The sequence below is a fragment of the Candidatus Poriferisocius sp. genome (assembly GCF_965214065.1).
In the GTDB taxonomy this organism is placed as follows: Bacteria; Actinomycetota; Acidimicrobiia; order Acidimicrobiales; family Bin134; genus Poriferisocius.
Window position 1 is genome coordinate 135,865 of the sequence record NZ_CBDCAT010000024.1, and the last position, 18,297, is coordinate 154,161.

Below are 18,297 nucleotides of genomic sequence, written 5' to 3' on the forward strand. Positions count from 1 at the left end.
CGCTTTATCTTTCTCAACAACAAGTCCCCCGGCGGCCCTGTCTCCGCTAAAGGGTCAGCAGCGGGTCCCGGGTGGGCAGTTGGGGGAAGAGGGAGAAGTCGCGATCGCGGGTGAGCAGGGCCTCGACGCCGTTGGCCATGCAGATAGCGGCGATCCGAGCGTCGTGGACGATGGCACCGGAGACTTTGGGGCGGTTGACGAATTCTTCGAGGACATCCATGAACCCGTCGGTCTCGCCGATCATGCGACACATCGGCGACGCCTCCCAGACCCGCAACTGGTGCCAGGCATCTTCAGGAGTGGAGGCAGCCTCCTTCCAGATCTTCCGGTTCGTCACCACGCTGAAGAATTCGTGACCGCATGGCCAAGGGATGGCCCAGGGCTGATCGCCTCGGGCCAATTCTTCAAGTGTTCGGCGCGCCAGGGGATAGGGCTCAGATTCGCGGCGATGCGCGTATACCAAGATGTTGGAGTCGACGGCCAGCATCAGCCTCCTCTGCCCTCGTAGATCAGCGCCCGCAGTTCGGGCCATGTGTAGTGCTTCAGCGGGTCTTCCCCGTCGGGATCGCCCACGCTACAATCCTCCAGCTCGTAGGGAACGGCCGGTGCCGGTTCATCCAGCACCCGGCGAATCCCGTCTTCCACCACTGCCCGCAGCGTGCAACCTCTGGCCTTGGCATGGCGCTTGGCCCGCTCCAGCAGCACATCATGGATGTCGATTGTCGTCTTCATACGCCCATACTACCCATATTCCAAAATATGGGTGAGCAATATCCTGGTGGTGTGTCGCAGCTGGCGTCAGCCTCGCCGCAAGTACCAATTTGGAGAGTGGTCACACGAGGGCCGGTGAGCGTGCGGGCTCTTTTCGAACAGGGGCAGTCAAGGGGCTGATTTCGCGGACTCGCTGTTTGATCCAGGTGGCAGCCTTGGCGATTTCTGCTGCCACTTCGGTAGGCGGACCGCTGAGATCGATGGCCAAAGTGTGGAGCAGCTTGCCGACGTGGCGGACAGTGATGGTCCGTTCTGGCTGACCGCCATCGGCGAGACAATAGACCAGCGCGCCCTCGGGCAGGTCGAGCGCGGTGGCGTAGGCCAAGAGCTGGTAGTAGTCACTTGTTCTGGCCCGGGCGTCGTCGGTGAGCTTGTACTTGATGTCGGCCACATAGACCTCGTGGCCTTGCCTGCGGAACACCAAGTCGGGGCGGATAGGCACCTGTTGGCGAGTGTCCAAGTAGTTATTGCTGACCTGATCCCGTACTTCTAGGTGCCCTTTCAAGGCACGGCGCAGCCGCTGGGTGACGAAGTTCTCGAAGAGGCGGTTCATGTCCACGACGAAAGACGAGGCGGCGTGTTGCCCTCGCTGGTCAGCCAGGGTCAGATTCTCCAACAGCAGCCGGGCTAGTCGCAGTGCTGGCTGGTAGTGGACATTCAGACGAGTTATCGCTATTTGGTCCAAGTAGTCAGCCGGCATGAAGCCGTCGGCCACATCTTCGAGGGATGCCACTTGCTGGAGCAACCGTCGCCGGTCCTCTGAGTCGACTCCGGGCACACGCAGCGCCAGGCGCGTTGCCGCCTTCAGGTAGCGGTTCTCGGCTATGTCCGGGGTGTGCTCTTCAAATCGGCAAGCCACCGGCAAAGCGACCCCTGCTTGGCGGAACTGGGCTGCGGTATCGATGCGGCCCCGCAGCGCGATAAGCCGGTCTCCTTCGGGTCGGTATGACCGGAGCAGGCCGCGGGCCAGGGTGGTCTCCAGAGTCCGGGCATAGAACGCAATAACCGACGGCAAGAGGTCGGCCCTTTTGGCGTAGTCGAAGGCCTCCTGCCTCCATGCATGCTCGTCGAGTCCCACCTCCAGCAGCAGAAACAAGTTCTCGGGGCGGATCTTCGGGCGGATCAGCAGTCGGAGATCGTCCACAACCAATGTCCCCACGAGGTTGTGGGCAGTGATCGAATAGTGGTTGGTTTGGCCGGCGGGCTGAACCGTTATGACGCTTTTCCCCCTGGTTGCGAGACGTTGTGCCTGAGGCTGAGAGAGTTCGACGACGGCTGTCTCGTACTCGATCAGCTCGATGAAGTCGCTCACGGATCTGGGCTCGATTCCGTGGTGTCCTCGGGATCGGCCGCGGCTCGTGGGAGGGCAGCATCCTGCTCAGCCATCTCGCCTCGTCCCGAAAGGTCGAGATAGCGCTTGAGGACCTGATCGAAGCGGAAGCGCTCGATCTGCTCCCGGTCGCCGAAGAACTGGTCTTCGATGAACGGCTCGATGTTGTACTTCCAGATGCGACGTATCGCCTCCTCGTCGAGGCCTTGTTTCATGAAGTGGCTTGGTCCCAGAAGCAAGTGAGGCCCGCCCAGCTCTCTGTCGAGCTCGTCGTTGACTTGGGCCACGAGCTCGCCTATCCAGTCTGGCTCATCGTTTGCGGCCAGCCAACGCTCAAGCAGCCCTTCCATCGGCCAACGATTGGGGAAGAACGGGATGAAGTGGAACCGGCGCCGCAATGCGGCGTCGACGAGGGCGATGGAGCGATCGGCGGTGTTCATGGTGCCGATGAACCACAGGTTTTGGGGAAGCTCAAATGCATCGTCGGGGCGGTAAAGGGTGCGCACGCTCTCGTCGCGGTACTCCAGCAGAAACAGCAGTTCCCCGAACACCTTGGGCAAGTTGGCCCGGTTGATCTCGTCGATGACCATCACATGCCGCTGGCCGGGGGCATCCGCGGCTCGCTGTGCCATGTCCGCCAAAGGCCCGGGTGTGAGCTCGTAGACCATGTCGCCGCCGTCAGCTTGGGGTCGGTACCCCTCGAAGAAGTCCTCATAAGAACTTGAAGGGTGGAACTGAACCAACGCCCTCTGCCCCGGTTCAGGTGCCAGTACCCTGGCAAGCTCCCGAGCCAGGTAGGTCTTCCCCGTCCCCGGCGGCCCGTAGAAGATCACCTGCCCCTTGTCTTCCAGCAACTTGACGACGTCTTCTAAGAAGCTCCGTTCAACCAGCAGCTCCTCTGCCAACGTGCCAAGGTCAGGGTTGCTGGCCTCATCACGATCATCCTGATACGCAAAGGAATAGAAGAACTGGGACATCCCCCAAAGGTCGTTACCGAAGTAAGGCTGAAGGCACTCGCGTAGCAGCCTGTTGGCTTCCACTTGGATCTCGCCTCGCGAACCAGTTGGTTCCTCAAGCCCAAGGAAGGAGAGCATCGCCTTCTTTCCCTTGTCACCGCGGCCGTGGTAGGGGTAGACGCAGAGATATTCCTCTGGATGCGTGAGCGCCAGCAGCTTCATGATGACCGTCTCGCCGAGTCCTGCGACGCGGTATTGCTCGTAGGTGAGCAGCCGGTCGATGCGCTCTGAGTCTGGGTCGTCTCCCCAGCAGAGATAGTGGATGGAGTCCATTATGCGATTTAGCTCGGCAGCGTCGGCATCGCGAAACGACCCATTCAACCTCGACATTGGCCCTGTGCCGCCGTATCCTCCGCCACTCCAAATATGTCGTATATCGGCGGGATCCGCCTGATGAATGGAGTCAGGGGCCAGCAGCTCTGCGAAGCGACGCTGATCCGCCCTATGACTCTCATCCCAGTCTCTCGGGTACCCGGACTCGGCTAGGAATTGATCGACCAGGGAGGTGATGCGATCGTCGCCGCCCCCTGGCGTTGCCTTCCTTCCCGTTGCAGGTGCCACGAGCTCGTCGAAGAGGGGCTTCAGTTGTGTAGCCGTCTTGACAATCGTCGCCGCCAAGTCGATGTTTTCGAACTCTCCCTGGTCGAACCAACGTCCGTAGACGAATTCAGCATCATGAACTCCCAAAAGGCCGACATCTTCTCCGATCTGAGAGTTCGAACCGCCCAGAACTCGACAGCCGTCATATCTGGCCGAAGAAAGCACCGGCGCAACCGTGTCCATCCACCTTTTGGAGTTGGTTCCTGGGCACAGCCCAATGGCGGCACCCTGGTCGTTTACCCATACCCTCATGCTGAGTCCATTCTCAGCTGCTTCGTTGATTCGCCAGTCCACCCATAGATCGGGCCTGGCGCTAGCGGCCTTCGGCAGCTTCACTTTGATTGCGTGGCCAAGAGCTTCTTTGACGTCGGCGGCAAGCTGTTCTCCCCAATAGTCGGCGATGCTTACCAAGGCGCGGGCGTTGATCTCCAGGTCTTCTTCTGTCGCAGCCTCTGTGTCGAGCCCGAAGGCGGCGCGATTCGACAAGACCTCGTCAAGGAACACCGGGCGCTTGCTATGCCACCATTCGGCGGTCGTCTCAAACTCGACATGGTCAGAAGTAAGTTCCCGAACCCTCTCGACAAACACCAGGTACCGCTCGGGAGGATCACCCGGGAGGCTCTCACCGGTAGAGAACTCGATGAAGCGGGCAGCGCTAGCCCATATCACCGGCCAGCGGTCCCAGTCAGCGAGCCCCCAGAAATTTGACAGGAGGAACGGCAGATGGCCGGGTGCGGGATGGGCGCCAATCCTGATGGTCTCCACATAGTCCACCATTGATGCGAGTTTTTCGACGGCTTCTTGGTCGGAAGCGGGAACCGTGAGCGACTCGGCCAGCAGGCCAGCGAGTCTTTGAGGCTCTTCGGTTCGCTTGGCCAATTGGTTCAACATCCCCTGGCCGCTGAATCCGTTGAAGGTCAGTGTCCCCGGCGCCACCGCCCATTTCTTCATCCCCTCCATGAACATGTCGAGGTCGCTGGTGCGTCGAAGTTCTGTTAGCAGCCTGAGAGCTTCGTCTGCGCTGGCCGAGAATCCGTCGGTCAGTTCCTTGGCCTTTCGGTAATGGTCTTCATCCGCAAGGAATCGCGCCACATGCGCCTCGTACCACTGCCGGCGGAACTCAGTTTCAGTCACGCCGAGCACTCTACTTACAAGGTGCGACAGCTTGTCCCTACCTGTGACTGCTACTCGGTGGCCTTGGGGTGGCCGGCGTGGACGGCGGTCAGCCAGACGGTTTTCTTGTCGTCGTCGATGCAATACCAGATGCGGCCACCGCCGGTGACCTCGTATTGCCACTGGGGTAACGCCACGCCATTGATTGTGTGTGTGGACAAGTCGTCCTTTAGCGGCTTCTGGCGACTATTCCATCGCCAAGGATCTGCGGTGATGAGTTCCCACGCCTTTCTGGTGTTATTGGGGGCGGCGGCGCTGAGCCGTTCCCAGGATTTGGCCGCGTCATTGCTGGCGAAACGGCAGTCCCACCCGCCCTTCCGCGGCGGTGGTGCGACGCGGTCCCGGCGACGGGGCGTCAATCGACGGCCGGGGGAGGAAGGACGCGACGGCCGTCAGTCACCGTGATGGGGGTGGTGAGCAGGGCAGTGAGCTCAGGATCGCTGAGGATCTCAGCTGTATTTTGCCAAGAGTCGATAGTGAGGTCGACTTGTTCAAAGTTCTCAACACTGGCAGAGGCGAGAATGATCCGCGTCAGCTCCTCGGCAAATTCGCGACGTCCATCGCTGGAGAGGAATTCGACCCAGGGGAAGGCGGACTCAACGGCGTCATCCATTGCCTCGGGGGAATCAGCGGAAATCTTGCAGAGAAGGCGAGCCAGACACTCGATGGTCTTGGCTCGGCTGATGTCTTTAGCAGCGAGGCTGAGGTATAGATCAGGAGCGTTGCGGCGGCGCAGCACCACGTCGTGCTGGGCGAGATCTGCCACTACCTCTTTAGGTTGTCGGAGGAACTCGGAGAAGGTGCGCTCGATTACCTGCATGGAGCCAGGATATCTGAGCTACTTCAGATATCAAGCAGGTATCAGCCAGTTAGCTAGCACTAAGGCCTACATGCGGGGCCCTACCTAGCTCCGACTACCGAGCACCACGTTTTCGAGGACTTCGCTGTCGCCGGTTCGGACGTACCATTCCCAGGCGGTGCCGTCGGGGTCGGTGATCCAGGTCTCGGTCTTCTCGGCGAAGCAGCACTGGGTGTCGTCCACCCCGGTGGTTTCCAGCCCCGAAACGCTTAGGCGGCGCTCGGCGTCTAGCACCTCGTCGGTGGTCTCAACCTCCACTCCAAGGTGGTTGATGGTGCCACCGCCGCCGTCGAAGCATCCTTCATCGTCGGTCGTCCCGTGGCCAGCCTCGAATAGCACCAGCTTCAGCGGCGGCTGGTCGATGGCGAAGTTGGCGTAGCCCGGCCGTCGCCGGGCCGGCTCCACCCCGAATAGGCGGGAGTAGAACTCCACCGCCTTCTCCAGGTCGGACACGTTCAGCGCAAGCTGCAATCTCATCAGGCCTCCCTTCCCATGAACTCTAAGCGGTTTCCAAACGAATCACAGATGTACACCTGTTCGGTCCCATCGGCCTGTTCCTGTACAACCTCATGACCTTGGGAACGTGCTCTCTCAGCCAATTCGGCTCCATCGGCAGTCAAAAAGGCCACATGCGCCTTTCGGGCCGGGCGAAAATCCGGGTCGACCCCCAAGTGCAACTGCCCACAAGTCCCCTCGGGCAACTCGAACCAGCACCCACCCCGCTTGGCCAGCTCAGACGGCTTGGGAATCTCAGTCAGCCCCAGCAGCCCGCCATAGAACGCTCTCGCCTTATCCTCGCCACCCTCTGGAATGGCGACCTGTACATGGACGATCGAGCTGACCAGTGGTTTCATGCCCTCGCCCACATCTTAGTCTTCTAACGGTATGTTGTGCTGCCCCGCTTGTCTCTTCCGTCAAGCGTGCCGCTTTTGGGCCGTCTCGCCCAAACCGAGTTCCTCGATCGACTGCTCCCGCATTAGGTACTTCTGGATCTTGCCGGTGATGGTCATGGGGAACTCGTCGGTGAACTTGATGTAGCGGGGGATCTTGTAGTGAGCGATCTGGCCTCGGCAAAACTCCGTGATGTCTTCGGCATCCAGTAAGGCGCCGTCACGCAGCTGTACCCAGGCCATTATCTCCTCTCCGTATCGGGCGTCGGGCACGCCGATCACCTGTACTTCCACTACATCGGGGTGGCGGTAGAGGTACTCCTCGATCTCTCGGGGATAGACGTTTTCGCCGCCGCGGATGATCATGTCCTTGATCCGACCGACGATGTTGACATAGCCATCGTCGTCCATGACCGCCAGATCCCCGGTGTGCATCCAGCCTTCGTCGTCGATGGCCTCGGCGGTCCGGGCCTCGTCGTCCCAATAGCCCAGCATCACCGAGTAGCCCCGGGTCATCAACTCGCCGGCCTGGCCGCGGGGCACGGAGTCGCCGGTCTCGGGATCGACGATGCGGACCTCCACATGGGGGTGGGCCCGGCCCACGGTGGACACCCTCTTGTCCAGCGAGTCGTAGACCGATGTCTGGGTGGACACCGGCGAGGTCTCGGTCATGCCGTAGGCGATGGTCACCTCGCTCATGTTCATCCGGTCCACCACCTGCTTCATCACCTCCACCGGGCACGGCGAGCCGGCCATAATCCCCGTCCGCAGCGACGACAGGTCGTAGTGGTCGAGGTCGGGTTCGCCCAGCTCGGCTATGAACATGGTGGGGACTCCGTACAAGCTGGTGCAGCGCTCCTGCTCACAAGCCCGCAGCGTGGCTGCGGCGTCGAACCCGGCTGCGGGCACCACCAAGGCCGACCCGTGGGTGGTGCAGGCCAGGTTGCCGAGCACCATGCCGAAGCAGTGGTAAAACGGCACCGGTATGCACACCCGGTCGGCAGAGGTGTAGCCGCAGGCCTCGCCCACGAAAAAGCCGTTGTTCAATATGTTGCGGTGGCTGAGCACAGCCCCCTTGGGGAACCCGGTAGTCCCGCTGGTGTACTGGATGTTGATCGGATCATCCGGGCGTAGCCCCCCGGAGCGCTCGGCAAGCTGATCAGCCGACACCGATGCGCCTCCGGCCAGCAGATCATCCCAGTCCGAAGTCTGGAGATACACCACCTGCCGAGCAGGCACCCGGTCCCACACATCTTCGACCATGCCCCGGTAGTCGCTGTGGGAGAACGACTCCGCGGCCACCAACACGCTGATCTCCGGCTGGTTCAGCACATACTCCAGCTCGGAAACCCGATACGCCGGATTGATCGTAACCAGAATCGCCCCGATCCGAGCAGTGGCGTACTGCACCAGCACCCACTCGGCGCAGTTCGGACTCCAGATGCCCACCCGATCGCCCACCTGCACATCCAGCGCCATCAGCCCCGCAGCCACCTGATCGACTGCCCCAGCGAACTCGCGGTAGGTGTAGCGGAGCCCTTGTTCGACAGAGACCAGCGCGTCCTGGTCGCCATGAGCAGCCACCGTTCGGGCCAGATTGGCCGAGATGGTCTCCTCCAACAGCGGGATATCAGACGGTCCCAAAGCCGATGACAGCATTGCCTTCTCCATATCGGAACGCCGCCTCAGTCGTGGCTGGTGACACCGCCGTCGACGATGAGGGTGGTGCCGGTGACGAAGCCAGCTTCATCGGACATGAGGAAGCGGGCCGCTTTGGCGATGTCTTCGGGCACGCCCACCCGGCCCAGCGGGGCCTTTTCCACACAGGCGGCCTTGCTCGGGGCGTCGTCCATCATCGCGGCGGTCATAGGCGTCTCGATGTAGCCGGGGCACACGGCGTTGACCCGGATGCCGTCGGGCCCCAAGTGGTTGGCCAGCGACTTGGTGATGCCCACAACTCCGTGCTTGGAGGCGGTATAAGACGGGATGGATGCGTTGCCCACCACCGACATGATGGAGCCGATCCCCACGATGGCGGAGCTTTGGTGGCTGCGGAGGTCGCCCAGCAGGGCTTGCGCCACGAACACCTCGGCTCGCAGGTTCACGCCCAGCACAGAGTCCCAGATCTCCTCGGTGAGGTGGTCTATATCCATCGCGGTGACGATCCCCGCCGCGTGGACCAGCCCGCCGATGGTGCCCAGCGCCTCTCGAGCGGCGACCACAGCGTTGTCCACCGCGGCCCGGTCGGTCACGTCCAAGCCTAACGAGTGAGTCTTCACTCCGCAGTCGGCCGCTATGGAAGCTGCTGCCTCCGCGGCTCCCTTGGAATTGAGGTCCCAAAGCGACACCGGTCGCCCCACTTCGGCCAGCGCTCGGGCACAGGCCCGACCGATTCCCGAACCCCCTCCCGTAACCACTACTCCAGTACCAGGCGACATCTCCAAAACAGACATGGGAGCCACCCTATGCGGTGACGGGCTAGAAGATGATCTCGCCCGACAGCCTGGCCGGGACTAGTCGTGTAGGCCGCACTCGGTCTTGTCGGAGTCGGCCCAGCGGCCGGAGCGGGGGTCGTTGCCGGGGGCCACCGGCTTGGTGCAGGGCATGCAGCCGATGGAGGGGTAGCCCCGCTCCAGCAGGGGGTTGAAGGGTACCCGGTGGTCGGCCATATAGTCGGCCACCTGCTCGTCGGTCCAGGTGGCGATGGGGTTCAGCTTGACCAGGCCCCGCAGGTCGCGCACCACGATGGGGGCCGACACCCGGGTCACCGCCTCCACCCGGCGCAGGCCGCTCATCCACGCCGCCTTGCCGGCCAATGCCCGGTCGAGCTGGCCGGCCTTGACCGCTGAACAGCAGTTCTCCGGGTCCATGTTCCACAGATCGGGGTCGTGGCGGGCCACCGTCATCAGCTTCAGGTTCAGTCCGTAGTGGCGGCGCACCCGCTCGACGGTCTCCAGCGTCTCGGGGAAGTGGAAGCCGGTGTCGATGAACACCACCTCGATGGCCGGATCCACCTTCACCGCCAGGTCGATCATCACCGCATCGGTCATCGAGGCGGCCAGCGACAAGTGGGGGGAGAAGTTGTCCACGCCCCACTGGATGATCTTCTCCGCGGGCAGGCGCTCGAACTCCTCGTTGAGCGCGGCCAGCTCGGAATCGGAGTAGGACGGTATGGTCAGGTTGCGCATTCTGAATCCCCGATCACTGCCTCGTAGGGGCCGGTCTCGTCGTAGTCCACATAGAACTCAGGGCCGATGTCTGGCTTGGGGAACTCGTCGAGGTCGGCGAGGCCCTTGCCCACTTCTCGGGATCCGCCCTTGCGATCCAGCCAGTGGCGGAACTCCTCGCCGGCCTGGCGCTCGGCGGTGAACTGGCGCACCACCCGCACAACGGCATCGGGGGCGTTGCGGGCGGGCAGGCGCAGGGCCTTGGTTCCGAAGTGGATCTGGGCATCGCCGACGTAGCCCCCCAGCAGCATCTGGTAGCCCGGCGCGGAGCGGCCGTGGGCTCGGCGCTCGGCGCCGAAGAAGCCGATGTCGGAGGCGTGATGCTGTCCGCACGAGTTAGTGCAGCCCGAGATATTGATGCGCAGCCCGCCCACCTCGGCCAGCCCCTCCTCCTCCAAGCGGTCGCCGATGGCATCGGCCAGTCCTCGAGACTGGGTCACTGCAAGGTTGCAGGTGTCAGCGCCGGGGCAGGCCACCACGTCGCGCACCAGCTCGGCGCCGGGCTCGGCCATGCCGATGGCCGACAAGGCCTCGAACAGCCGGGGGAGCTGCCCTTCGGCCAGGTCGCGAAAAACAATGTTCTGGCGATTGGTCACCCGGCACTCGGCGCCCAATTCCCGCTGGATGGCGGCCAAGGCGTCGAACTGGTCGGCGGTGATGTCGCCCAGCCGCGCCCAGCCATAGGCCGAGACGGTGCCTTTGGCCGCGCCTCGCACCACATTGGCCTGTTCCCACCGCTCGTATGGCGACCGGCCCCCGATAGCCACCGGCACGCCATGGCCCACCGGCGTGGCCTCCACCTCGGCGTGGCGGCCTGCGGGGGCGTCGCCGTGGACCCTCACCAGATCGGGAATCCCGCCGGGCCAGCTCGATGAGGCCAAAAGGAACTTGCGCTCCCGGAGAATGCGGCGTTGGAGCTCCTCGAAGCCCAGCTTCTCCACCAGCCACTTCATGCGGGCCCGCAGCTTGTTGTCCCGGTAGCCGTCGTGGTCGAACACCCGCAGGCAGGCCTCGATGGTGGGCAGCAAATCCTCGCGGGAGGTGAACTCCTCCAGTGCCAGCGCCGGATGGGGGTTGGCCCCCAAGCCCCCGGCCACGTACACCCTGAACCCGGCTTCGACGCCGCCTTCAACCTCTCGGGTGGCGGCGACCACGCCTACATCGTTGAACATGGCCTGCCCGCAGTCGGTGGCGCAGCCCGAGAAGTTGATCTTGAACTTGCGGGGCAGGCGCTGGGCGTAGGGGTGGCGAAGGAAGTGAAGAGCTGTGGCCCGGGCCCAAGCGGTGATGTCGAGCACCTCGTGGGGGCAGGCACCGGCCAGATGGCAGCCCTGCACATTGCGGACGGTGTCGCCGCAGGCCTCCCGGGTGGTGAGCCCCACCGAGGCCAGCACCCGCATTACGTCGGGGACGTCGTCGAGCTCCACAAAATGGAATTGGAAGTTCTGCCGAGTGGTGATGTGCCCCCAGCCCCGCGAGTAAGTCCGGGAGATATGGGCGAGCGCCTCGAAGTGCTCGGGATGGATGATGCCAGCGGGGAACTTGACGCGCACCATTTGGTTGGTGCCGCCTTGGCGCTGACCGTAGATGCCGTTGTTCAGGCGGAAGACCCGCATTACGTCTTCGGGGATCTCACCGGCCTTGTAGCGGACAAGCATCTGCTCAAACTTGTCGATGTCTGCCTGCTGGGCGGGGTCTACCACCGCGGTGTTGTCGATTTGAACCGTGACCATCGGACCTGCTTTGGGGTGTTGGGAAAAGAGCGGGGTTCAGGCAGCGACGAAATTCGGACTACTTTGATCCGATTACTTGTTTATCAGGATAGAGCCCTGAGATCAAATTCCGAGTGTTTTGGTCCGAATAATCCGAAAAGAGGCGGATCAGGGGATTCAGATGCTGAGCCGCTCTGCGACTCGGAAGGCCAGTTCCAGGCTCTGGGCCCCGTTCAGCCGGGGGTCGCACATGGTCTCGTAGCGCCGCTCCAGGTCTTCGTCGCTCAGGGCCTCGGCGCCGCCCACGCATTCGGTCACGTCATCGCTGGTGATCTCCACGTGGATTCCGCCCGGCCAGGTGCCGGCCTCGGCGTGGGCGGTGAAGTAGCGGTCGATCTCGGCCATCACGTCTTCGAAGTGGCGGGTCTTGCGTCCCCCGGAGGTGGTGTAGGTGTTGCCGTGCATGGGGTCGCACTCCCATACCACCGGATGTCCGGCGTCTCGCACCGCGGCCAGCAGCGGAGGCAGGGCATCGGACACCTTTTCGGCGCCCATGCGGCTGATGAGGGTCAGGCGGCCGGCAATGCGGTCGGGGTTAAGGAGCTCGCACAACTCGAGCACCTCAGCGGGGGTCGCGGTCGGTCCCAGCTTGCAGCCCAGCGGGTTCTTGATGCCCCGCATGAACTCCACATGGGCCCCGTCGAGGTGGCGGGTGCGCTCGCCGATCCACAGCATGTGGGCCGAGCAGTCGTACCACTGGCCGGTGATGGAGTCTTGGCGGGTGAGGGCCTGCTCGTAGTCGAGCACAAGGGCTTCGTGGCTGGTGTAGAAGTCCACCTGGTGCAGCTCGGGAGCGTCTGTGGAGATTCCGCACGCCCCCATGAAGCGCAGGGCGGCATCGATGCCGTCGGCCACCCGTTCGTAGCGCTTGCCCTCGGGGCTGGCTGCGATGAACTCCTGATTCCACATGTGTACTTGCCGCAGGTCGGCATAGCCCCCCTTGGTGAACGCCCGCAACAGGTTGAGGGTGGATGCCGACTGGTGGTAGGCCCGCACCAAGCGCTCTGCGTCGGCGGTGCGAGAGTTCTCGGAGAAGCCGATGTCGTTGACCATATGCCCTCGGAACGAGGGCAGTTCCACCTCGTCGATCACCTCGGTGGACGAGGATCGGGGCTTGGCGAACTGGCCTGCGATTCGACCGATCTTTACTGTGGGCACCCCGGCCGAGAAGGCCAGCACCACCGCCATTTGCAGGATGACCTTGAGCTTGTCCCGGATGTTGTCGGCGGTGACTCCGTCGAATGACTCGGCGCAGTCGCCGGCTTGGAGCACGAAAGCCCGGCCGGCGCAGGCCTCGGCAAGCTGGTTCTGAAGCTGGCGGGCCTCACCGGCGAACACCAGAGGAGGCAATTGGTCCAGGGTCTTTCGGACCTGATCGAGCGAGGCCGGATCGGGCCACTGCGGCTGCTGGTCCACAGGCCGGTCGCGCCACGACGTGGGATGCCAAGCAGACTGGGGCGCGCTGGCCGCTTCGACTGGAGCCGAACTCATAGCAAAATGGTCGCCTGTGGCCGACTGCGGGGCAAACTGAATAACCGCTGGCGGCTACGCGGCGTCGATGTCCTGAAGCTCGGCTCGAGCCCGCACTGAGTCCAATGACCGCCCGATGACGCGGCGGACGGCCTCTGAGGTGAGGCCCAAGACCTCGCCGATCGCCCGGTAGCTGTGCTTTTGACCGTCGATCAGGCCGTAGCGCATCTCAAGCGCGAAGCGGGAACGCTCGTCCAGAACATCGAGGAGCTCGGTCAGCATTGCCAACTGGTCTGCGGCTAGCACCATATCTTCAGGACCGGGGCCGGAGTCGGGTTGCAGGTCAACCAGCTCGCTGTTGTTGTCGTCGCCCACCGTGGCGTTGAGGGAGGTGAGCGAAGTTAGCCGGTGGAGCATGGCGTGCTCGGAGTCGAGCTCTTCGCCGCCTCCGGTGGCTTGGCGCACCGCAGCCCGCAGGCTGGCCGCCCGCTCGCCCGGGAGCCGGATGAGGTTGGCCTTCTGGTCGAGCGCCCGGCCGATGGACTGGCGAATCCAGAACGTGGCGTAGGTGGAGAATTTGAATCCCTTGCGCCAGTCGAACTTCTCAACTGCCCGGTTCAGACCCAGGTTGCCCTCCTGGACCAGATCCAGCAGCTCCATGCCAGTGGGCAGGGGGTATTTCTTGGCCACGCTCACCACCAGCCGGAGGTTGGCCCGGATGAAGCGCTCCTTGGCCTTGGCTGCTTCCCGGACCTGAGTGTGCAGCCGGGGGCTGCTTTCTCCGGCATCCAATCGGGCTTGGGCCTCGCGGCCCCGCTCGATCTTCTGGGCAAGTTTTCGTTCGTCGTCTTTGGTGAGGAGAGGCACCAAGCCGATGGCATTGAGGTACTGGCCTGTTGAATCGTCCATGTGTTCCTGTCTTGTTGTCTTCTTGTCTTCGTAATCTGCAACCGCTCCTCCCCCTGATTTGTTCCCGGTTGCCTTTTACTATTGACTCGCAAAATTACCGTTGGGTTGCGCCAATGTCGCACGAATTATTGAGCGCTAGGTCTCACGGTCGGTGGCAGGGAAGCCGGCCCCAGGTTTCGTACACTGCGGACAGTGAGTCGCATCGGCATTTTCGGGGGCACGTTCGACCCAGTCCACGTCGGCCACCTTGTGGTTGCTGCTTGGGTACGGGCCGCGCTTGAGCTCGACAGGGTTGAGCTGGTGGTGGCCAACGAGCCGTGGCAGAAGCTGGACCGGCCTCAGCTCAGCCCGGCTCAGGATCGACTGGCCATGGTGGAAGCGGCAGTAGAGGGAATCGAAGGGATAGCGGCCTCCTCAGTGGAGATCGACCGGGGAGGCCTTACCTACACCGTGGACACCCTGGAGGCATTTCGGGTCGACAACCCCAATGGCTCGCTGTTCCTCATCTTGGGCAGCGATGCTGCTGGCGGCCTGAACACCTGGCACCGGCACGAGGAGATCGCCGAGATGGCCGAACTGGTGGTAGTAGACCGGCCCGGTGCGATCGGCCAGCGCCCTTCGGTGGCCCACCGGGTGGTGGACTGTCCGATGCTCGACCTGTCAAGCACCCTGGTTCGGGAGTGGGCTGATGCCAGCCGGCCGCTCGACGGACTGGTGCCTCCGGCCGCGCTGGCCTACTGCAGCGACAAGGGGCTTTATGGATAAGCGAGGCCGTCTTGGCCGGTGGCGCTGGGGCTGGCCGGTGATGCTGCTAGGAATGGCCGCAGTAGTGCCACTATTGGTCTGGCTGGGGTGGTCAGCCATTTCTGGCAGCAGCGACGGCACCGACGTGAGCGCTACGGTCGATCCCTCGGCTCCCGGTTACCAGGCATATGTGGAGCCGACACCCACGCTGCTGCTCATCCACGGAGATGGTGAAAGCCTCTATGGAGTGACTCTGTTGGCGCTGACTGATGCCGGAGTTGAGGGTGCTGTCCTGTTTCTCGCCCCTGAGACCCTGACCCCCATTGGGCCGCTCAGCGTGCGCTGGGCTGAGTCGGGAAGCTCCGGGGTGGTCGATGCAGTGGCTGAGCTGCTGGGCGTTCCCGTCGGCGAGTCCCAAGTGACAGATGACCGAGGCTGGGCCGCATTGGTGTCCGCTGTGGCCCCCATCGCGCTCGACAACCCTGACGCGCTGGTCTCACCCTCCGGAGGGCCTCGCTTTGAGTCTGGAGCTCTTACCCTGGCTGCGGCTGATGTCGGCCCTTATCTGGGGTGGCGCAACCCAGGCGAGTCGCCGGTTGCGGCCTTGTTCCGCCATGAGTTGTTCTGGGAGGCCTGGCTGGGCCAAGTGGCTCTCTCGTCAGCTCCCGACGTGATTCCTGGCGAGACCGACCGAGGTGTGGGCCGCTTCGGACTGGCCTTGGCCAATGGACGGGTCCGTCTGGAGGCGGTGCCCGGCCTCGTCGATGTGAGCGGTGCGGTCGTCTTGGATGCGACCGCGGTTGGCGAGATGGTAAGCGAGCTTATCCCGTTTCCGATATCGGTCTTGAACGGCAGCTCGCCCAGGGTCCGTTTGCTAAACGGCACCGGCGCCCCCAACCTCATCAGAATCGCGGCTCGCTCGCTCAGCCGGGCCGGGGCCCAGATCGAGATCATTGGGAATGCCACGGAGTTTGGTTGGGAGACCACCAAGATCGCCTATCACGACATGGGATTTGCCTCCCACGCTGAGGCCTTTCGCAATGCCTTGGGTACCGGTTCGGTGGTTGCTGAGGAGCAGGCTGGATCTTCCATCGACATCACGGTGACGTTCGGCGCAGATTTCTCCCATTTGATGGCGGGAGATGGATAAAGTTGGAGAGTGATCGCTGCATGAGCACAAAACCCACCCCACGAGCAATGCGGGCAAAGACATGATGGCCGCATGAGCGTCAGCGCCGCTGACACAAAGGTCGTGGAGGATTGGGTAAGGGCCGCAGCGGCTGCGGCTGAAGAAGGGCCAGGCTCAGACACGCTCATCATTGATGTCGGCGATGTGCTGGTCATCACCGATCACTTCGTGATCACCAGCGGGGCCAACACTCGAGCGGTTCGGGCGCTGGCCGAGCGGATTGAAGAGGCGGTAGGTCTTAGCGGGGGTCCCAAGCCCTTCTGTATCGAGGGCCTCTCCGACTACGAATGGGTTCTGATGGACTATGGCGACTTCATTGTCCACATCTTCACCGCCTCAGCCCGCGATTACTACGCCTTGGATCTGCTCTGGAAGGACTGTCCGGTCCTGGCCGCTAATCCATTGCCATCCTAGACACAGCCCGATACAGTGGCCACGGGTTCCCAACCCGGATTCTGGTCAGAGCATTGGTCCCGTAGGACGCCGGGTGGGGATCCGCAGCGCGTCTGAACCCTAGAGGGAAAACTTGCGTTTCAACTACTGTCAGTGAGTTTCAATCAACTACTGCTCGCGTAGAAGGCGGCCGGGAGAGGTGCAGGTTTCCTTGTCCTCATGGATGGTGACCTCGCCGTTGACCAGCACGTAGTGGTAGCCGGAGGCCCGCTGGACTCGGCGCCATTCTCCGGCGGGCATGTCGTGGACCTTCTCGCTGGCGCCGATGGCCAGGCTGTCGAGGTCGTAGACGATCACATCTGCCGCGTTGCCCTGGGTCAGTGTTCCCCGGTCGGTGAATCCGGCGCACTGGGCCGGAAGCCCGGCCATGCGCCAGTGGGCGTCTTCCAGCGAGATGATCTCGCGGTCGCGCACCCCGTTGATGAGCAGCTCGGTGGGCCACCGGCCTGCGGTGAGGAAGCGGGTGTGGGCGCCGCCGTCGGACACCCCGGGCAAGGCCCACTGGTAATTGAGCAGGTCCACCAGATGGTCGGGGTTGTTGAACGTGCCCGAGGCGTAGAACGTGGCGGCCAGGTTGTCGGCCACCGCCACGTCGAGCATGGCGTCCACCGGATGCACCCCTAGGTCGGCGGCAATGTCGCCCACCCGGGTTTCGGCGTAGCGCTGGTACTGCGGGCTGGCTGTCTCTAGCAGCACGATGTCGGCAATCGGGCAGGTGACCGCCAGCGACTCCGAGTCCCGCAGGGCCGGGCGGCGGGCCGGGTCGGCCAGCTTCGCCAAACGCTCCCCAACGGTGCCCAGTGTGGCCTCCCGCCAGGCATCCATGTCGTCCCACAGGTTCCACTCCTCGAAGGTGAAGGCCAGCCCCACGTCGGTGGTCACAGCCTGGCCGTAGATGGGCAGGCCCCGCAGCCGGCAATCCTCCACCCATTCGATCTGCTTGAGGTGCTGCTCGGGGCGCTGGGCGTTGGGGGTGATCACGTTGAAGAGCACCGGCCGGCCGCTGATGTCGGCTAGGCGCTCGTAGGTGCGCCGGTGCTCGGTGCGGGTCTCGTCGGCCGGGTCGGGCGCGAAGGTGGCCTGGATGAACCCGTGATTGCGCTCAGCCAGCACCTCGGCCAACTGGAACAGCGTCTCGTTGGGCATCACGTCGGTGTTCATGGGGTTGCCGTCGTGGTCGCGCTGAACGTTGGAGTCCCGCAGCCGCTGCACCGACCAGCCGCCGGCACCGGCGTCCATGGCCTCGTGCAACAGCGCCCGCAGTTGGGCGTGCTCCTCGTCGGTAGGCATCTCGCCGGCCTTGGCCCGCTCGTAGCCCAGCACCCAGTTGAGGGCCGGGTTCAGCGGGAAGAACGACCGCATGTTGACCGCCTTGGGAGTGCGGTCCACCGCATCCAAGAACTCCGGATAGGTGACCCAGTCCCAGGGCATGCCCGCGTCCATGGCGTCGAACGGAATGGCCTCCGTGCGGGTCATAGTCAGCATGGCCCGCTCCCGGTCATCGGGGGCAACCGGTGCGAACCCAAAGCCGCAGTTGCCGATGACGATCGACGTAACTCCGTGCCAGCCCGAAAGCGTGCAGTACGGGTCCCAGAAAAGCTGGGCGTCGTAGTGGGTGTGGAGGTCGATGTGGCCCGGGGCCACGATCATCCCGTCGGCGTCTAGCACCTCATCGGCGTCGGAGGCCTTGAGCCGGCCGATCTTGGCGATCTTCCCGTCTTTGATGCCCACATCGGCCCGAATCCGCTGGGCTCGGGTCCCGTCGATCACCATTCCACCGGCAATGATCGTGTCGTACGTCGCCATCTTGTCCCCCTGGTTTTGCGGTGGACCCAGCATAGTGAAGCGGGAACGTCCCGCTTAATGGACAGACCACTAGCGTGGCTTCGATGGA

The 18,297-nt window shown here is 63.3% G+C and carries 18 protein-coding genes; 3 read left to right on the forward strand and 15 right to left on the reverse strand.

All coding sequences use genetic code 11. From position 1 onward, the window contains the following. Positions 1-46: 46 nt before the first annotated feature. The 14 genes from ACOOGG_RS02595 to ACOOGG_RS02660 all read right to left on the reverse strand — a co-directional run bounded on the left by ACOOGG_RS02595 (position 47) and on the right by ACOOGG_RS02660 (position 14,017). Positions 47-487, reverse strand: a complete 441-nt coding sequence (locus ACOOGG_RS02595) for a type II toxin-antitoxin system VapC family toxin (protein ID WP_420431981.1) — start codon at positions 485-487, stop codon at positions 47-49. Continuing rightward, positions 487-732, reverse strand: coding sequence for a hypothetical protein (locus tag ACOOGG_RS02600; RefSeq protein ID WP_420431983.1), 246 nt, complete (start codon positions 730-732; stop codon positions 487-489). Before ACOOGG_RS02600 ends, ACOOGG_RS02595 begins: the two co-directional genes overlap by 1 nt. A 100-nt stretch (positions 733-832) precedes the next feature. Then, positions 833-2,083 carry an McrC family protein gene (locus tag ACOOGG_RS02605; RefSeq protein WP_420431985.1) on the reverse strand — a complete coding sequence of 417 codons (1,251 nt, stop codon included), beginning with the start codon at positions 2,081-2,083 and terminating at the stop codon, positions 833-835. Further along, on the reverse strand, positions 2,080-4,851 hold the full coding sequence (locus tag ACOOGG_RS02610; protein ID WP_420431987.1) for an McrB family protein: 2,772 nt from the start codon (positions 4,849-4,851) through the stop codon (positions 2,080-2,082). The genes ACOOGG_RS02605 and ACOOGG_RS02610 overlap by 4 nt, the downstream gene beginning before the upstream one ends. 50 nt (positions 4,852-4,901) lie before the next feature. Then, positions 4,902-5,027, reverse strand: coding sequence for a hypothetical protein (locus ACOOGG_RS02615; protein WP_420431989.1), 126 nt, complete (start codon positions 5,025-5,027; stop codon positions 4,902-4,904). A gap of 218 nt (positions 5,028-5,245) precedes the next feature. Next, a complete protein-coding gene (locus ACOOGG_RS02620; protein WP_420431991.1) occupies positions 5,246-5,710 on the reverse strand; it encodes a hypothetical protein in 465 nt (154 codons plus the stop codon). An 84-nt stretch (positions 5,711-5,794) separates the two neighbouring features. Next, positions 5,795-6,226 (reverse strand): ArsI/CadI family heavy metal resistance metalloenzyme, encoded by a 432-nt coding sequence (locus ACOOGG_RS02625; RefSeq protein WP_420431993.1) that lies wholly within the window; start codon positions 6,224-6,226, stop codon positions 5,795-5,797. Then, entirely contained in the window at positions 6,226-6,603 is a 378-nt protein-coding gene (locus ACOOGG_RS02630; protein ID WP_420431995.1) for a VOC family protein, read from the reverse strand. The genes ACOOGG_RS02625 and ACOOGG_RS02630 overlap by 1 nt, the downstream gene beginning before the upstream one ends. 60 nt (positions 6,604-6,663) lie before the next feature. Continuing rightward, entirely contained in the window at positions 6,664-8,310 is a 1,647-nt protein-coding gene (locus ACOOGG_RS02635; RefSeq protein WP_420431997.1) for an AMP-binding protein, read from the reverse strand. A gap of 14 nt (positions 8,311-8,324) precedes the next feature. Continuing rightward, a complete protein-coding gene (locus ACOOGG_RS02640; RefSeq protein ID WP_420431999.1) occupies positions 8,325-9,092 on the reverse strand; it encodes an SDR family NAD(P)-dependent oxidoreductase in 768 nt (255 codons plus the stop codon). A gap of 60 nt (positions 9,093-9,152) precedes the next feature. Beyond that, the gene (locus ACOOGG_RS02645; RefSeq protein WP_420432001.1) at positions 9,153-9,827 is read right to left on the reverse strand and encodes a phosphoadenylyl-sulfate reductase; all 675 of its coding nucleotides are present in this window, start codon (positions 9,825-9,827) and stop codon (positions 9,153-9,155) included. Further along, entirely contained in the window at positions 9,815-11,599 is a 1,785-nt protein-coding gene (locus ACOOGG_RS02650) for a nitrite/sulfite reductase (RefSeq protein WP_420432003.1), read from the reverse strand. Before ACOOGG_RS02650 ends, ACOOGG_RS02645 begins: the two co-directional genes overlap by 13 nt. 156 nt (positions 11,600-11,755) lie before the next feature. Continuing rightward, the gene (locus ACOOGG_RS02655) at positions 11,756-13,129 is read right to left on the reverse strand and encodes a class II 3-deoxy-7-phosphoheptulonate synthase (protein ID WP_420432005.1); all 1,374 of its coding nucleotides are present in this window, start codon (positions 13,127-13,129) and stop codon (positions 11,756-11,758) included. Positions 13,130-13,183: 54 nt separating this feature from the next. Next, on the reverse strand, positions 13,184-14,017 hold the full coding sequence (locus ACOOGG_RS02660; protein ID WP_420432007.1) for a sigma-70 family RNA polymerase sigma factor: 834 nt from the start codon (positions 14,015-14,017) through the stop codon (positions 13,184-13,186). A gap of 192 nt (positions 14,018-14,209) precedes the next feature. Here ACOOGG_RS02660 and nadD point away from each other — a divergent pair, with 192 nt between their 5' ends. The 3 genes from nadD to rsfS all read left to right on the forward strand — a co-directional run bounded on the left by nadD (position 14,210) and on the right by rsfS (position 16,364). Then, positions 14,210-14,782, forward strand: coding sequence for a nicotinate-nucleotide adenylyltransferase (gene nadD, locus ACOOGG_RS02665; RefSeq protein WP_420432009.1), 573 nt, complete (start codon positions 14,210-14,212; stop codon positions 14,780-14,782). Next, positions 14,775-15,911 (forward strand): LytR C-terminal domain-containing protein, encoded by a 1,137-nt coding sequence (locus ACOOGG_RS02670; protein WP_420432011.1) that lies wholly within the window; start codon positions 14,775-14,777, stop codon positions 15,909-15,911. Before nadD ends, ACOOGG_RS02670 begins: the two co-directional genes overlap by 8 nt. Positions 15,912-15,983: 72 nt before the next feature. After that, positions 15,984-16,364, forward strand: a complete 381-nt coding sequence (gene rsfS / locus ACOOGG_RS02675; protein ID WP_420432013.1) for a ribosome silencing factor — start codon at positions 15,984-15,986, stop codon at positions 16,362-16,364. A gap of 147 nt (positions 16,365-16,511) precedes the next feature. Here rsfS and ACOOGG_RS02680 read toward each other — a convergent pair whose 3' ends face one another. Continuing rightward, positions 16,512-18,209: an N-acyl-D-amino-acid deacylase family protein gene (locus ACOOGG_RS02680; RefSeq protein ID WP_420432015.1), complete on the reverse strand. Its 1,698-nt coding sequence runs from the start codon at positions 18,207-18,209 to the stop codon at positions 16,512-16,514. Between the last annotated feature and the right edge of the window lie 88 nt (positions 18,210-18,297).

Bases quoted from the DNA above. Each gene is read 5' to 3' on its own strand.
- ACOOGG_RS02595 (WP_420431981.1), bottom strand. From the start codon at position 487: ATGCTGGCCGTCGACTCCAACATCTTGGTATACGCGCATCGCCGCGAA.
- ACOOGG_RS02600 (WP_420431983.1), bottom strand. From the start codon at position 732: ATGAAGACGACAATCGACATCCATGATGTGCTGCTGGAGCGGGCCAAG.
- ACOOGG_RS02620 (WP_420431991.1), bottom strand. From the start codon at position 5,710: ATGCAGGTAATCGAGCGCACCTTCTCCGAGTTCCTCCGACAACCTAAA.
- ACOOGG_RS02625 (WP_420431993.1), bottom strand. From the start codon at position 6,226: ATGAGATTGCAGCTTGCGCTGAACGTGTCCGACCTGGAGAAGGCGGTG.
- ACOOGG_RS02630 (WP_420431995.1), bottom strand. From the start codon at position 6,603: ATGAAACCACTGGTCAGCTCGATCGTCCATGTACAGGTCGCCATTCCA.
- ACOOGG_RS02635 (WP_420431997.1), bottom strand. From the start codon at position 8,310: ATGGAGAAGGCAATGCTGTCATCGGCTTTGGGACCGTCTGATATCCCG.
- ACOOGG_RS02640 (WP_420431999.1), bottom strand. From the start codon at position 9,092: ATGTCTGTTTTGGAGATGTCGCCTGGTACTGGAGTAGTGGTTACGGGA.
- ACOOGG_RS02645 (WP_420432001.1), bottom strand. From the start codon at position 9,827: ATGCGCAACCTGACCATACCGTCCTACTCCGATTCCGAGCTGGCCGCG.
- ACOOGG_RS02650 (WP_420432003.1), bottom strand. From the start codon at position 11,599: ATGGTCACGGTTCAAATCGACAACACCGCGGTGGTAGACCCCGCCCAG.
- ACOOGG_RS02655 (WP_420432005.1), bottom strand. From the start codon at position 13,129: ATGAGTTCGGCTCCAGTCGAAGCGGCCAGCGCGCCCCAGTCTGCTTGG.
- ACOOGG_RS02660 (WP_420432007.1), bottom strand. From the start codon at position 14,017: ATGGACGATTCAACAGGCCAGTACCTCAATGCCATCGGCTTGGTGCCT.
- ACOOGG_RS02670 (WP_420432011.1), top strand. From the start codon at position 14,775: ATGGATAAGCGAGGCCGTCTTGGCCGGTGGCGCTGGGGCTGGCCGGTG.
- rsfS (WP_420432013.1), top strand. From the start codon at position 15,984: ATGAGCGTCAGCGCCGCTGACACAAAGGTCGTGGAGGATTGGGTAAGG.
- ACOOGG_RS02680 (WP_420432015.1), bottom strand. From the start codon at position 18,209: ATGGCGACGTACGACACGATCATTGCCGGTGGAATGGTGATCGACGGG.